The sequence below is a fragment of the Corynebacterium sp. HMSC28B08 genome, from assembly GCF_001806865.1.
In the GTDB taxonomy this organism is placed as follows: domain Bacteria; phylum Actinomycetota; class Actinomycetes; order Mycobacteriales; family Mycobacteriaceae; genus Corynebacterium; species Corynebacterium auriscanis.
The window spans coordinates 113,069-125,966 of the sequence record NZ_KV786161.1; the positions used below are offsets into that span (position 1 = coordinate 113,069).

The window sequence follows — 12,898 nt, forward strand, 5'->3', positions numbered from 1 at the left end:
TACCTAAGTTTTTCGAAAAGAGGCAGGAGCACTCATGACTGAGAAGAAAATTTTGCAGCGCGGTTTGTGGTTTGAGGAATTCGAAGAGGGCGTGACCTACCTGCACCGCCCGGGTCGTACCGTGACGGAGGCTGACAATACCCTTTTCACGACTCAAACGATGAACACACAGCCCCTTCATCTCGACGCCGCGTGGGCCGCAGAACAGCCTGGGTTTAGGGGCGAGCGTTTGGTGAACTCGATGTTCACACTATCCACGGTGGTGGGACTGAGCGTTTCCCAATTAACCCTGGGCACGATTGTTGCGAACCTGGGATTCACTGAGGTGAAGTTCCCAGCCCCGATGTTCCATGGAGACACGCTCTACGTGGAGACCACGTGTATCGCCAAACGCAAGAGCAAATCGAGGCCGAACCAGGGCATCGTGGAGCTCAAGCACATCGGCCGAAACCAAGACGGAACGATCGTGTGTGAAGCCACGCGTTCCACGATGATGCAGTGCCGTGCGGATGCCGAGAGCAGCGATGCTGCAATCGGTGGCGAGACGGGTAGTCCCGCACACACAGGTAGTGCAGGCAGCAGCCCCGCATACACCGAACCCGCGCCCGGCAGTCCCGCTCACACAGGTAGTGCAGGCAGCGGCCCCGCACACACCGACCCCGCCACCGGCGGCCCCGCACACACAGGTAGTGCAGGCAGCGGCCCCGCACACGTGGCTGAGATCAACAATGGGGAGCGACGTTCATGAGCAATTCATCTACCACCACTCCTTGGATTCCCGCTGGCCCGGCATTGCTATTCGCTCCCGCTGACCGCCCTGAGCGTTTCGCGAAAGCTGCGGAGCGTTCAGACACAGTTATTTTGGATTTGGAGGACGGCTGTCGTGCAGAAAACCGTGAGGCCGCGCGTGGACACATCGCCGAAACCGAGTTAGACCCCAACAAAACCATCGTGCGTGTAAACCCGGCCAACACGGAGGACATGCCATTGGATGTCGCTGCCGTGGGGCGCACCGCGTTCCGCCGGATCATGCTGCCCAAGGTTGAAAGCGCGGCCGACATTGACCAGGTTCTGGCGGAATGCGATAGAACCACGCCAGATGAAGTGCGCATCATCGCGCTCATTGAAACCCCCACAGGTGTGCTCAACCTACAGGAAATTGCCACCCACCACAGCGTGGATGCACTGTTCTGGGGTGCTGAAGACCTCACTGCGGCTCTAGGCGGTACTAGCTCGCGCTACGGCACGGATGAAAAACCAACCCCAGGCGGTGGCATCTCCGGCCACCCCGGTGGCTACCGCGAAGTCCCGCGGCACACCCGAACCATGGTGCTGTTGCACGCAGCGGCCGCGGGCAAAGTTGCCCTGGATTCGATCCACGCCGATACCAGCGATGTGGACGGTGCCAAAGCGGAAGCCACGGATGCAGCAGCCAGCGGGTTCACGGCCACCGTGAGCATCCACCCCGGGTTGGTACCAGCGATTCGGGAATCCTACCGGCCCACGGATGACCAGCTGACGTGGGCGAAAAAGGTCATCGAGGGAGCCAGAACCAACTCCGGTGCATTCGCTGTGGATGGCCAAATGATTGATGCTCCGCTCCTACGGCAGGCGGAAGTCATTGAGGCCAGGGCGGCGTCGATGGAATAAAAAACCCACACCCAGCCCCCGACAAAACACAGAAACAGACCCCTAACAGTAGAAAAGGAAAGGGAATTCATCATGACTACAGTGGCAGACGCGAATTCGAAGCTGTCCATCGCCGCCGGCGATGCGGACATTCCACTGCTGGAGGAAACACTGGGCCAAAACCTAGCACGATCCGTGGCGAAGTACCCCGATAACGAGGCGATCGTGGATCTGTATGGTGATGTGCGCCTGACATACGCCGAGTTTCACCGGCGCGTGATGCGACTGGCCAGTGGCCTGCACGCAGCGGGATACCGGAAAGGCGACCGCATTGGTATATGGGCGCCCAACCGTTGGGAATGGCCAATCGTGCAATACGCAACCGCCGAAATCGGAGCGATCTTGGTGTGTATCAACCCCAGCTACCGACGGCGTGAGCTGAATTACGTGATGAACCAAGCTGGTATCAAAGCACTGTTCTCGGCTGGGCGATTCAAGGATTCGAACTATCGCGCTATGGTGAGTGCCGCCGAACATGAGTTTGATAACAACTACCGAGAGGTCATCTACTTCGGATCCGAGCGCTGGAATGAGCTATCGAATCACGCAATCATTGATCTGAATGCAGTGCGAGAAGACCTAGATCCGCACGATCCCATAAACCTGCAGTACACCTCCGGCACAACCGGACTGGCTAAAGGGGCTACCCTCACCCACCGCAACATACTCAACAACGGGTACATGGTGGGGGAGCGGCTACGGTACACAGACCAAGACCGCATAGTGATTCCAGTGCCGTTCTTCCACTGCTTCGGCATGGTCATGGGCAACATCGCGGCCTTTAGCCACGGCGCAACGACGATCATCATGGGCCCGGTATTCAACCCACGGGCTACTCTAGAAGCTGTGCATCACGGTGAGGCGACGAGCCTGTACGGTGTACCGACCATGTTCATCGCAGAGCTGCAGGAACTGGAGAACATGGGCGAGAACAAACTGGACCTATCCACCCTGCGTACCGGAATCATGGCTGGCACCAGCTGCCCTACGAAAACGATGCGCGAAGTGATCGACATCATGGGCATGGAGGAAGTCGGCATCTGTTACGGAATGACCGAGACCTCCCCAGTTTCCATTCAAACGCTGCCGGATGATCCATTGGACAAGCGCGTAGAAACCGTAGGGCGCCCAGGCCCCCACATCGAAGTGAAGATCATCAACCCTGAAAGCGGGGACATTCTCCCCCGCGGTCAGCAAGGCGAGATCTGTGTGCGCGGGTACTCCGTCATGAAGGGGTACTGGGACATGCCCGTCAAGACCGCCGAGGCCATTGACGAGGACGGCTGGATGCATACCGGCGACCTAGGAATGATGGATGATGGTGACTACGTGCAGATCACCGGGCGTATCAAGGACATGGTTATCCGCGGCGGAGAGAACCTGTACCCGCGTGAAATCGAGGAATTCCTGTACTCCCACCCGGATATCTCCGATGCCCAGATCATTGGTGTGCCTGATGAGAAATATGGTGAGGAACTCATGGCCTGGATCATTATGAATCCAGGCGCAGAGCCGCTGACTGTAGAAAAGATGAGAGAGTTCTGCGATGGACATCTTGCCCGGCACAAGGTACCGCGTTACGTACACGTTGTGGATGAATACCCGATGACATTGTCGGGCAAGGTTCGCAAGGTGGAGATGCGTGAGAAAGCTATTGAAATCTTGGGGATGTATACCAACTGACTTCGAACACCACTAGGCTGGCTGGAAGTAAAAGAAACACTATGAAAGGTGTCTTACGGTGACTGAACAAAGCAATTCGCCACAGGACGTTGTTATCGTCGGTGCAGCCCGCACCCCCCAAGGACGCATGCTGGGTGGTCTAGCTCCAAAGACCGCAGTAGATCTTGGATCGCTGGTTATCAGCGCAGTATTGGAACGCGCGGGCGTTGCTGCTGACAAGGTCAATTACGTCTTTATGGGACAGGTAGTCCAAGCTGGCACGGGCCAGAACCCGGCGAAGCAAGCTGCCGTAGCCGCGGGTATTCCAATGGAAACCCCAGCCATCACCCTTAATAAGGTTTGCTTGTCTGGACTTAACGCTGTCATCAACGGTGCCCGCCTTATCAAGTTGGGAGAAGCTGACGTTGTCGTTGCCGGTGGACAGGAATCCATGTCCAATGCTCCACACGTGGCTCGCGGTGTACGCGCTGGAAAGGGTTTCGGTGCGTTGAAGCTGGAGGACACACTGGAGCGCGATGGTCTGACCGATCCGATCGAAGGTTCCTCTATGGGCCTGGAAACGGACGAGGGCAACGTGTCTCGCGGTATCACACGCGAAGAACAAGACCACATTGCTGCCTTGTCCCACCAGCGCGCGGAGGCTGCCACCAACGAGGGTGTGTTTGCCGAGGAGATCGTTCCGGTTGAGATCCAAGGGCGCAAGGAAACGGTGACGGTCAGCGCCGACGAGGGCATTCGCCCAGGCACGACTGAGGAGGGCCTAGCGAAGCTGCGCCCCGCATTCCGCAAGGACGGCACAATCACCGCAGCATCTTCCTCCCAGATTTCGGATGGTGCGGCGGCGGTTGTCTTGACCTCTCGCGAGTACGCGGAAGCTAATGGGCTGGAAATCCTGGCCACCCTCGGCGCGCACGGTGAAACCGCGGGACCGGATACCCAGTTGCATTCCCAGCCATCGCAGGCGCTGAAGGCAGCTCTCGACAAGGCTAACTGGTCCGTCAACGACCTCGATTTCTTAGAGATCAACGAAGCGTTCGCAGCGGTTGTAGCTCAGTCGCTGAAGGATCTGGATTACCCCTTGGACAAGACAAACATCCACGGTGGTGGCATTTCGCTGGGCCACCCTATCGGCTGCTCTGGTGCGCGACTTGTCGTGCATGCTGTACACGAACTCAAGCGACGGGCCAGCGGAAAAGCAGGCGTGAGCCTGTGTGGCGGCGGCGGTCAGGGCGATGCGTTGCTGCTGTGGCGTTAACCAACGCTGAGGCGATAACGCACGCAACGCTCGGTCGTGTATAGCCACCTGAACACCAACCCATCGGCGAACGCAACCCCGCGCGGGCTTCACATTGAGAAAGCTCACGCGGGGCTGTTGTATTTCCGTTCAGAGATCGATGTGTTCACCCACGAGACGTATTTCCCTCAGCCCCAGGTCCCACCCAGCATCCGTCAATTCAGCAACACCATAATGGCCGCCATGCACGGTATCGACATCGCTGTAGATATCACCGCGGTATCGCGGGCTAGAACTTTATTGACCCCGAATCTCTGGGCATACGTGAATACGTTCTGTCCCGTTGGAAGACCGGCCAATAACGCCATGGCCAAAAGTAGCTGGCCGGTGGCGTCGAAAATAAAAACCCCCAGCCCCAAGGCGATGGCAGGGTGAACTACGGTCTTGACCAGCGAGGCGGCCAGAACGCTGCGGCGGGGGCTGTGGCCGCGCTGGAAAACGCGGACTTCCGCCATCGACATGCCGAAAGCGATCAGGGCAACGGCCACAGTGGCGTTCGCGATGATCTCTATGGGCTCCGCGGCGATTGCCGGTAACTGAAACCCAAAATTCAACCTGGCGACCGATAACGTTATACCGACGCCCGCGCCGATGATGAGCGGGTTTTTGACGATGGTCAGCGTGAGGTCCCGGAGAAGACTTTGCGAGCGGTGCCCGGAGTTGAGATCCAGCAATAACACGGAAACCGGGCCGTAAAAGCCCACCTGAAAGAGGATGACCGGCAGGGTGAGGGATGGATTGTCCAATAGATGCGTGGCCAAGGGGATGCCTAGGTTTGATCCATTGCAATAGGAGCAGGCCAACATGGCCACGAGCGAATCACTCGTGCCGCGACCTGCTAGGTACCGGTAGCCTATGAAACCTATCACCCCGGCCGAAAGCGTACTGAGGGCGACTACGGCCAAGTTTGCGCCGAATAATTCAGTGACGTCCGTGTTGGACATGAAGTGCACCAGCGTTGCCGGCAGTGCAATCCAGTACACGAACATATTGAGCGTGTAAACCGCATTAGGGCCTAAAACACGAAAACGCCCCACCGCGAACCCGAGGGCGATGATCGCAATGACGACGGCGAAACCGGCCAAAACTTGGATCATAGATTAATTTCTCGGGAGGGGAGGGGCACCGGAGCCGAGAGGCCCTATTTCTTCACAACAAGCGCAGGGGCTGACTTATCGGTGAAGGACTGCTTGGTGGGAGATTTGGATATAGACACGCCGAGCGCGATGTAGAACACGAATTGCAGTAAAAAGCCGATGATAGGAATGAGGTTCAAGATCACGGCGATCGGATAGAAGATATTGCGCTTGGCGGCGGTTGCAAAGTCGATAGGTTCGCCGTTGGCCTTGATAACGCGGGTACCGGTAGCCATGCGTCCCAAACTGCCGCCGGCCTTAGCCTCCATGGTTACACGGTAGGCGTACCACACAAGGAGTCCGAGGAAGGCAGAAGCGATCTTGACGGACCCAGGCAGATCCGTTGCTTCACCGTTGATGATCGGTCGAATTTGCGATTGAAAGCCCAGCCAGACGATGACCGAGGTAATAATACCTGTGACAAGTGAGTCTAAAAAGAACGCGAGGAAGCGGGACCCCGCACCGGGGTATTCCACCCCGCCCTGCTGCAGCCCAATGCTGTTGTGGTGCGCAGCGTTGGGAAATGCTTGGTAACCCTCAGTTGGCTGGCTGTAACCTTGATCGGTTTGACCGTAGCCCTCAGTTGGCTGGCTGTAACCGGCGCCACCTTGGTCGCCCTGACCAAATCCGACATCGTTTTGACCGTGACGGGCGCTACCTTGGTCTTGTCCATAGCTACCCTGGCCGAAACTGGAATTGTCTTGGCCGTAGCCTCCGTTGTTCTGATAAGGGTTGTCTCCACCGAGAGGACTGTTTGCATTGTTATTCGTCATGGGAAACAGGCTACCAGACGGGTGTTTTGGGCGAACAGGGTGAACCGCGCTCGGGTAGCAAATCAGATACGCCAAAAGGCCCGCTCGCCTGCGCTCTGCCATCCCCGGAGGGAAACAGAAGTACAGGCTAGCGGGCCTCTCGGCTTGTCTGTTAAACGTCTTGGTGCTTAAACCCCTAGGGAGGATTTAGCGGCTGTGGAATGGCAGGAGAGCCATCTCACGAGCGTTCTTCACAGCGGTAGCGACTTGGCGCTGCTGCTGTGGGGTCAGACCGGTGACGCGACGAGAACGGATCTTGCCACGGTCAGAGATGAACTTGCGCAGGAGAGCGTAGTTCTTGTAGTCAACCGTCTCAATGCCCTCGGCCTTGAGCGGGTTCTTCTTGGGGCGGCGGGACTGCTCCATCCGCGCCTTCTTCATGTTGTTGCGCTTCATTTCGCAGTGCTCCTCTTACCAGCTGGACTTGCGCACACCTGGCAGCTCACCACGGTGAGCCATCTGGCGAACGCGGACACGGGACAAACCGAACTTACGCAGGTAACCGCGTGGACGGCCGTCGGCAGCGTCACGGTTACGAACGCGGACTGGGGAAGCGTTGCGGGGCTGACGGTTCAACTCCCACTGTGCCTCCATGCGATCCTCATCGGAGGTGTTCGGGTTCTTGATGATTTTCTTGAGCTCAGCGCGACGCTCCGCGTAGCGGGCGACGATTTCCTTGCGCTGCTCGTTCTTCGCGATCATGGACTTCTTAGCCATAGATTATCGCTCCTCGCGGAATTCGACGTGCTTGCGGACTACCGGATCGAACTTCTTGATGGTCAAACGATCTGGGTTGTTGCGCTTGTTCTTACGGGTGACGTAGGTGTAACCGGTGCCAGCCGTAGACTTCAGCTTGATGATTGGACGGATATCGTTACGTGCCATGTTTAGATCTTCTCCCCACGGGCGCGGATCTTGGCAACGACAGATTCGATGCCGTCACGGTCGATGGTCTTCAGGCCCTTGGTGGACACGTTCAAAGTGATGGTGCGTCCTTCGGAGGGCAGGTAGAAAGAGCGACGCTGGATATTTGGGTTCCAGCGACGGCTCGTACGGCGGTGCGAGTGGGAAACGGTCTTGCCGAATTTCGGCGTCCGCCCCGTCACCTGGCAATGTGCCGACATGGGTTTTCTCCTTCCACCGCATTCAAAAGTGGCTCGTCGCGACTGCAATCACACGGTTAGACGGGCCGGTGAGAGCGTGCGGAGCTGCACGATGAAACGGTGATGACGTTTACTTAGACAACAGCGGGGGTAGACTTTACCGCAATGGGGTGCCCAAAACCTAATTGCTCCAGGCGCCTTGTCTTCACCTGCTCCGCAGATCTCTATCCGACGCCCCTCGCGGCGCCCCATCTCGCCTGCAGTAGGGGTCGGATTTCCAATTGGGGGCAGGAAGAACTAAGATTCATCGATTGTACGAATCCTCGGTAACACCCGGGGAGAGTTGTCATTCTAACCCGACTCGGGCACGACCACGCTGTCAGAAATGATTCATGGACCGACCCGATGTAGAAAACCTGAGGGATTAATTATGAAGAAGGATATCCACCCTGATTACCACGCAGTGGTTTTCAAGGATGCGAGCACCGGACACCAGTTCCTGACTCGTTCCACCGCCACTTCTGAGCGCACTGTTGAGTGGGAAGACGGCAATGAGTACCCACTGATCGTTGTGGACGTTACCAGTGAGTCTCACCCATTCTGGACCGGCGCACAACGCGTGATGGACACCGCAGGTCGTGTGGAGAAGTTCCAGCGTCGCTACGGCTCGATGGCCCGCCGCAAGAAGAAGTAAGCAAGAGAGAAAGAGAAGGGTTCAATAATGGCTGTACCAAAGCGTCGCATGTCCCGCGCAAACACCCACTCCCGTCGTTCCCAGTGGAAGGCTGACAATGTCGCCCTTTCCAACGTGAAGGTTCAGGGCCAAGAGGTTCAGATCCCGCGTCGACTGGTGAAGGCTGCTCAGCTGGGGCTGATCGACCTCGACTAGCGTGTGTGGGCCTCGCGGTGATTGTGGGGCCATGCGTAAACACCAAAACTGCCTACTGGGTTCTCCGGTGGGCAGTTTTTTATTCATTTCGCCTATTTGTATCGCTTATCGCTTCGCTTTCCGCTTCGCTTCCCGCTTCGCTTCCCGCTTCGCTGTTCGCTTCGCTTCCTGCTTCGCTTCCTGCTTCGCTTCCTGCTTCGCTGTTCGCTTCGCTTCCTGCTTCGCTGTTCGCTTCGCTTCCCGCTTCGCTTCCCGCTTCGCTTCTCGCGTGTTCGTCTCGTCTATTGGTCTGGGTTTTCGCCTTTTACGGCAACTCGCTGATAGGCCAAGACCGCTGTGGTGGTCAGGTGCACTGGCTCTAGAGATGAGTGCGTGCATTGCTGTCTTTCGGGAGCAGCGCTGGGTGTTCCTATGTCGATTGTCACCTCTGCAGGTGAGGTGGTTAGGGCTGTGCGAGTCTTGCTTCCCAATGTCGCCGATGTTGGTTTCCGTATGTCAAAGAGCCGTTTGGGATTGGTGTGTAATCGGCTGGTTGTGAGGGTGTCGGGGAGGGAGGAAGTTCGGCAGGGTGCAAGAGGTGCAGTTCGGAAGGGGGGGCAAGAGGTGCAGCTCGGAAAGGGCTAGGAGGGGCAGTTCGGAATGGGCTAAGAGGTGCAGTTCGGAAAGGGCTAAGAGGTGCAGTTCGGCAGGGTATACGAGGCTCTTTCGAACGCCCCGGGCGCCGGAATTCTTGCGTTGAACAACAAATGTGCAGCAGAAGTCCAACAAAATTGGGTCATTTTGTCAGAGTTCTGCTGCACATTGTGTGAACGGGTGCCTGGTTGATCGCGGTACGGGTGGTTGGCTGGGATGGGGTGGTCAATTGTATGAACGGGTGCGTGGTTGGTTGGACGTGAACGGGTGCGTGGTTGATTGGGGTGCGAACTAGTAAGTGGGCGGCGGGTGATCCACCCACGCCGTTCATAATGCGGGGAACTGCTAACAATATAACGGGCTGCATCTAGCAAATTAACGGGCTGCGTCATTCTGTGAACGGGCGGGTGTGTCAAGTTTTGCGTGTGGAGGTTCGGTTTCTACAGGCACGGGGCTGGTGGTTTGGTTTCTACAGGTATGGGGTGAATCGGTCGGGGTAGGTCGCTACCAATTCCATTGGATGTCGATGTAGCTCCGCGGGTGTGCTACTTCGATATTGAGTAGAAGGTAAGTAATGCAAAAGGAAAACCGTAGGTTAACCTGAGGCTGCGCTCACAACGGCAGGTCGGCCGTCACCGGTTTACACATCGCACTGGGACGGGGCAAAATGGTGCACATGAAAATTCTTGTTGCCGATGACGATCAGGCGGTTCGCGAGTCCCTTCGCCGATCGCTCATTTTCAATGGCTACACCGTGGTTCTTGCCACGGATGGTGCGGAAGCGTTGGAAAAGATCGCGTCTGAACGTCCTGATTTGGCAATCCTGGACGTCATGATGCCAAAACGTGACGGTTTGGAAGTGTGCCGCGAATTGCGTAGTCACGGTGACGACATTCCGATTCTCCTGCTCACTGCTCGCGATGCAGTCTCTGAACGCGTCGCCGGTCTCGATGCCGGTGCTGATGATTACTTGCCGAAGCCTTTCGCTCTCGAGGAATTGCTGGCTCGCACTCGATCCCTATTCCGTCGGGCAACTCGACCCGCGATTAACGAGGCGCAAAGCCATGAACCACTGCGGTTCGAAGACCTTACGCTGAACCCAGATACTCGCGATGTGCGCCGGGGAGAGCGCCAAATCAGCCTGACCCGCACTGAATTTGCGTTGCTGGAACTGCTTATCCGAAACCCACGTAAGGTTCTGTCCCGCAACAACATCTTGGAAGAGGTCTGGGGCTATGATTTCCCTACCTCGGGCAATGCGCTGGAGGTTTACATCGGGTACTTGCGTAAGAAAACTGAACTAGAAGGGGAAAGCCGCCTTATCCATACGGTTCGCGGAGTGGGGTACGTCCTGCGTGAGACAGCCCCATGATTCTCCGGAGGCTTCCTGCTGAAGCCTCCCCCTGGGATCGGCGCTCCGCGGAGGGGCGGGATGAAGATCTCTTTGAAGACCGAGCGTCATCCAGCAGGGTAGGAGGCAAGTTTGGCCGGCCATCCTGGCTGCATGTCGCTCGTTTTTCTGTCCGCGGCTTATCGCTGCGGGCGCGCCTTTCGATCCTCGTTGCTCTCATGGTGCTCATCACCATCTTGGTGATCACGATTACTGCGTATACGTCGGTGAGCCAAGTGCTCTACACGGAACTGGACAAAAACCTGCAAACACGCGCGCAGGCGGCAATTGACCGTTCTGAGCAACCCTTTCCTGATGATTACGACGCCCACGGGGAATACACGCCTCGATTCCATGAGGTGTCAAGCAACATGCGGATCATGATCATTCCTTCCAGCCACACCGGCCAGTCCACTCCGATCCGCCAGTTCGAATCCGTCCTGCGCTCACCGCAGATTTCCGTAATGAGGGGTGAAGAACCCTTCAATTTTGATACCACCGCCAGCGAACGCCTGTTCGCCGTGCGAACCGTCGACGGACGCGTGATTGTGGTGGCCCAAGACCTAGCGCTTACGAAGCAAACGCTGGATGCGCTTGAGCTGGTGCTGGTGCTCGTGGGCGTGTCGGGGGCCGTGGGAGCGATCATTTTGAGTATCGCGATCGTGAATGCTGGTTTGCAGCCCATCGGACGGCTCAGGCGTGCTGCCGACCGTGTAACGGAAACTGGTGAACTGCGCAAGATTACGGTCTACAGTCACGACGAGCTCAGCTCGCTCACCCAATCCTTCAACGACATGATGAGCGCACTCGAGGATGCCCAAACGAAGCAACGCAATCTAGTCGCAGATGCTTCGCATGAGCTGAAAACACCCCTGACGTCGATGCGTACAAACATCGAACTGTTGATGCAAGCATCCAAAAATGAACAGGCGACGATCAGCGACGAAGATCGCGCGGATATCGAACGAGATGTGATTGCGCAGATTGAAGAGATGAGTTCCCTCATCGGCGACTTAGTGGAATTGGCTCGCGAGGAAACACACGAAGAGCCTCTTGCTACCGTCGACGTTGCAACCATTTTGGAGGGCTGCATTGGGCGCGTTCAGCGCCGCCGCCCTGATGTACGGTTTGAGTTCCGTAAGGTTGAGTGGTCGTTGGAAGGGGACAGTTTCGGCATGAGTCGCGCACTTCTCAACTTGCTGGATAATGCCGCCAAGTGGTCGCCCACAGATGGCACTGTCCGTATCGACATGATTCCTGATGGCAGGGAGCTGGAGTTGCGCGTATCCGATAGTGGCCCCGGCATACCCGAGGGCGAGCGCGAGCGCGTTTTCGACCGTTTCTATCGCTCCATCAGCTCGCGGTCCATGCCCGGTTCGGGCTTGGGGCTGTCCATTGTGAAACATATGGTGGAACGCCATGGTGGCAGCATCCGCGCCGACGAAAGCGACGATGGGGGAGCGATGATGGTTGTGCGACTGCCGGGGGATCCCGTCATGGCGGTAGAAGAGGGCGTCGATAAAGAAGACAAGTGAGGTGGCCATCGTAAGGGGCGGAGCTGGTACTGCCTTCGCTGTGGAAGAGGGCGTCGACAAAGAAGACAAGTGAATCCCTTGAGTCGCAACGGGCGTTAGGCTCCCTTCTCGGTAGAGAGCAGCGAGCCCTGCGCACCGTAGGGGCAGCACATTACTCATGCGACAGTGGAGCTAGTGTGTCGCAGGGGTAGGCTGGATGTTTGCTGTGTGTCAACTGAATGTTTGAAGCGCAGGTAAATTGGACTTCCAAGTGAGCCTGCAGCCGAGTGTGGGGTGGTTTTTACGTTTCGGGAGCACAATATAGCTCGTGTGCAAAAGGGCGGGCCCGGCACTTCGACAGGCCGCGCAGCGCAGTGGAGCTCAACGTTCCTAGAGCAACCGCAACGTTTCTAGAGCAACACAGCTCAGCAGAGCTCGATGCGCCGAATGGTCACACAGCCCCAGCAGGGTGGAATAACTCCCACTGAGGCAGCGCATTTCGTGCACGAATAATTAATGAAAGATGGAAGGCTGAACAACATGACGACGAACAACCCCGGCGGGAATGATTACGGCAAGGGCTCCTGGGACCAGGGGCAGTTCGACGGTCAGCCATCGCCTCAGCAACCGAGTGCGCAGGCGTCGCAGCAATCTGGTTCATCCCAGTACGGTTCGGCCCCGTATGGCGCGAAGGCTCCCCAGCGGACGGGTACATCCCAGCACGACACATCCCAATACGGATCAACCCAAAACGA

15 protein-coding genes are annotated in these 12,898 nt (G+C 57.2%); 9 read left to right on the top strand and 6 right to left on the bottom strand.

Translation table 11 applies throughout. The features are described 5' to 3' along the window. Positions 1–34 precede the first annotated feature (34 nt). From HMPREF3098_RS04145 to HMPREF3098_RS04160, 4 genes are all read left to right on the top strand, one after another. The gene (locus tag HMPREF3098_RS04145) at positions 35–748 is read left to right on the top strand and encodes a MaoC family dehydratase (RefSeq protein WP_083284071.1); all 714 of its coding nucleotides are present in this window, start codon (positions 35–37) and stop codon (positions 746–748) included. Then, the gene (locus HMPREF3098_RS04150; protein WP_070434098.1) at positions 745–1,650 is read left to right on the top strand and encodes an HpcH/HpaI aldolase/citrate lyase family protein; all 906 of its coding nucleotides are present in this window, start codon (positions 745–747) and stop codon (positions 1,648–1,650) included. The genes HMPREF3098_RS04145 and HMPREF3098_RS04150 overlap by 4 nt, the downstream gene beginning before the upstream one ends. Before the next feature lie 72 nt (positions 1,651–1,722). Then, entirely contained in the window at positions 1,723–3,372 is a 1,650-nt protein-coding gene (locus HMPREF3098_RS04155; protein ID WP_070434099.1) for an AMP-binding protein, read from the top strand. 58 nt (positions 3,373–3,430) lie between these two features. Further along, on the top strand, positions 3,431–4,627 hold the full coding sequence (locus HMPREF3098_RS04160; protein WP_070434100.1) for an acetyl-CoA C-acetyltransferase: 1,197 nt from the start codon (positions 3,431–3,433) through the stop codon (positions 4,625–4,627). A gap of 194 nt (positions 4,628–4,821) precedes the next feature. Here the strand turns inward: HMPREF3098_RS04160 and HMPREF3098_RS04165 are convergent, their stop codons facing one another. The 6 genes from HMPREF3098_RS04165 to rpmB all read right to left on the bottom strand — a co-directional run bounded on the left by HMPREF3098_RS04165 (position 4,822) and on the right by rpmB (position 7,738). Next, the gene (locus tag HMPREF3098_RS04165; RefSeq protein WP_070434101.1) at positions 4,822–5,763 is read right to left on the bottom strand and encodes an AEC family transporter; all 942 of its coding nucleotides are present in this window, start codon (positions 5,761–5,763) and stop codon (positions 4,822–4,824) included. A gap of 44 nt (positions 5,764–5,807) precedes the next feature. Continuing rightward, complete coding sequence (locus tag HMPREF3098_RS04170; protein WP_070434102.1) at positions 5,808–6,575, bottom strand: RDD family protein; 768 nt, start codon at positions 6,573–6,575, stop codon at positions 5,808–5,810. Between the two features lie 186 nt (positions 6,576–6,761). Next, a complete protein-coding gene (gene rpsR, locus HMPREF3098_RS04175) occupies positions 6,762–7,010 on the bottom strand; it encodes a 30S ribosomal protein S18 (RefSeq protein ID WP_035113256.1) in 249 nt (82 codons plus the stop codon). A gap of 15 nt (positions 7,011–7,025) precedes the next feature. Further along, positions 7,026–7,331: a 30S ribosomal protein S14 gene (rpsN, locus tag HMPREF3098_RS04180; protein ID WP_035113257.1), complete on the bottom strand. Its 306-nt coding sequence runs from the start codon at positions 7,329–7,331 to the stop codon at positions 7,026–7,028. Between the two features lie 3 nt (positions 7,332–7,334). Then, a complete protein-coding gene (rpmG, locus tag HMPREF3098_RS04185) occupies positions 7,335–7,499 on the bottom strand; it encodes a 50S ribosomal protein L33 (RefSeq protein ID WP_013889009.1) in 165 nt (54 codons plus the stop codon). A 2-nt stretch (positions 7,500–7,501) separates the two neighbouring features. Continuing rightward, on the bottom strand, positions 7,502–7,738 hold the full coding sequence (gene rpmB, locus HMPREF3098_RS04190) for a 50S ribosomal protein L28 (protein ID WP_070434103.1): 237 nt from the start codon (positions 7,736–7,738) through the stop codon (positions 7,502–7,504). A gap of 409 nt (positions 7,739–8,147) precedes the next feature. Here rpmB and HMPREF3098_RS04195 point away from each other — a divergent pair, with 409 nt between their 5' ends. From HMPREF3098_RS04195 to HMPREF3098_RS11500, 5 genes are all read left to right on the top strand, one after another. Then, positions 8,148–8,411 carry a type B 50S ribosomal protein L31 gene (locus HMPREF3098_RS04195; protein WP_035113259.1) on the top strand — a complete coding sequence of 88 codons (264 nt, stop codon included), beginning with the start codon at positions 8,148–8,150 and terminating at the stop codon, positions 8,409–8,411. Between the two features lie 27 nt (positions 8,412–8,438). Continuing rightward, complete coding sequence (gene rpmF, locus HMPREF3098_RS04200; RefSeq protein ID WP_013889006.1) at positions 8,439–8,606, top strand: 50S ribosomal protein L32; 168 nt, start codon at positions 8,439–8,441, stop codon at positions 8,604–8,606. Between the two features lie 1,309 nt (positions 8,607–9,915). After that, complete coding sequence (locus HMPREF3098_RS04210; protein ID WP_035113260.1) at positions 9,916–10,611, top strand: response regulator transcription factor; 696 nt, start codon at positions 9,916–9,918, stop codon at positions 10,609–10,611. Positions 10,612–10,808: 197 nt separating this feature from the next. Further along, a complete protein-coding gene (locus tag HMPREF3098_RS04215) occupies positions 10,809–12,164 on the top strand; it encodes a sensor histidine kinase (RefSeq protein ID WP_246815837.1) in 1,356 nt (451 codons plus the stop codon). Positions 12,165–12,683: 519 nt separating this feature from the next. Beyond that, a partial coding sequence (locus tag HMPREF3098_RS11500; RefSeq protein WP_371440948.1) for a hypothetical protein occupies positions 12,684–12,898 on the top strand: 215 nt, incomplete at its 3' end.

Coding starts and splice junctions, on each gene's coding strand:
- HMPREF3098_RS04145 (WP_083284071.1), top strand. CDS start 35: ATGACTGAGAAGAAAATTTTGCAGCGCGGTTTGTGGTTTGAGGAATTC.
- HMPREF3098_RS04150 (WP_070434098.1), top strand. CDS start 745: ATGAGCAATTCATCTACCACCACTCCTTGGATTCCCGCTGGCCCGGCA.
- HMPREF3098_RS04155 (WP_070434099.1), top strand. CDS start 1,723: ATGACTACAGTGGCAGACGCGAATTCGAAGCTGTCCATCGCCGCCGGC.
- HMPREF3098_RS04165 (WP_070434101.1), bottom strand. CDS start 5,763: ATGATCCAAGTTTTGGCCGGTTTCGCCGTCGTCATTGCGATCATCGCC.
- HMPREF3098_RS04170 (WP_070434102.1), bottom strand. CDS start 6,575: ATGACGAATAACAATGCAAACAGTCCTCTCGGTGGAGACAACCCTTAT.
- rpsR (WP_035113256.1), bottom strand. CDS start 7,010: ATGAAGCGCAACAACATGAAGAAGGCGCGGATGGAGCAGTCCCGCCGC.
- rpsN (WP_035113257.1), bottom strand. CDS start 7,331: ATGGCTAAGAAGTCCATGATCGCGAAGAACGAGCAGCGCAAGGAAATC.
- rpmG (WP_013889009.1), bottom strand. CDS start 7,499: ATGGCACGTAACGATATCCGTCCAATCATCAAGCTGAAGTCTACGGCT.
- rpmB (WP_070434103.1), bottom strand. CDS start 7,738: ATGTCGGCACATTGCCAGGTGACGGGGCGGACGCCGAAATTCGGCAAG.
- HMPREF3098_RS04195 (WP_035113259.1), top strand. CDS start 8,148: ATGAAGAAGGATATCCACCCTGATTACCACGCAGTGGTTTTCAAGGAT.
- rpmF (WP_013889006.1), top strand. CDS start 8,439: ATGGCTGTACCAAAGCGTCGCATGTCCCGCGCAAACACCCACTCCCGT.
- HMPREF3098_RS04210 (WP_035113260.1), top strand. CDS start 9,916: ATGAAAATTCTTGTTGCCGATGACGATCAGGCGGTTCGCGAGTCCCTT.
- HMPREF3098_RS04215 (WP_246815837.1), top strand. CDS start 10,809: ATGGTGCTCATCACCATCTTGGTGATCACGATTACTGCGTATACGTCG.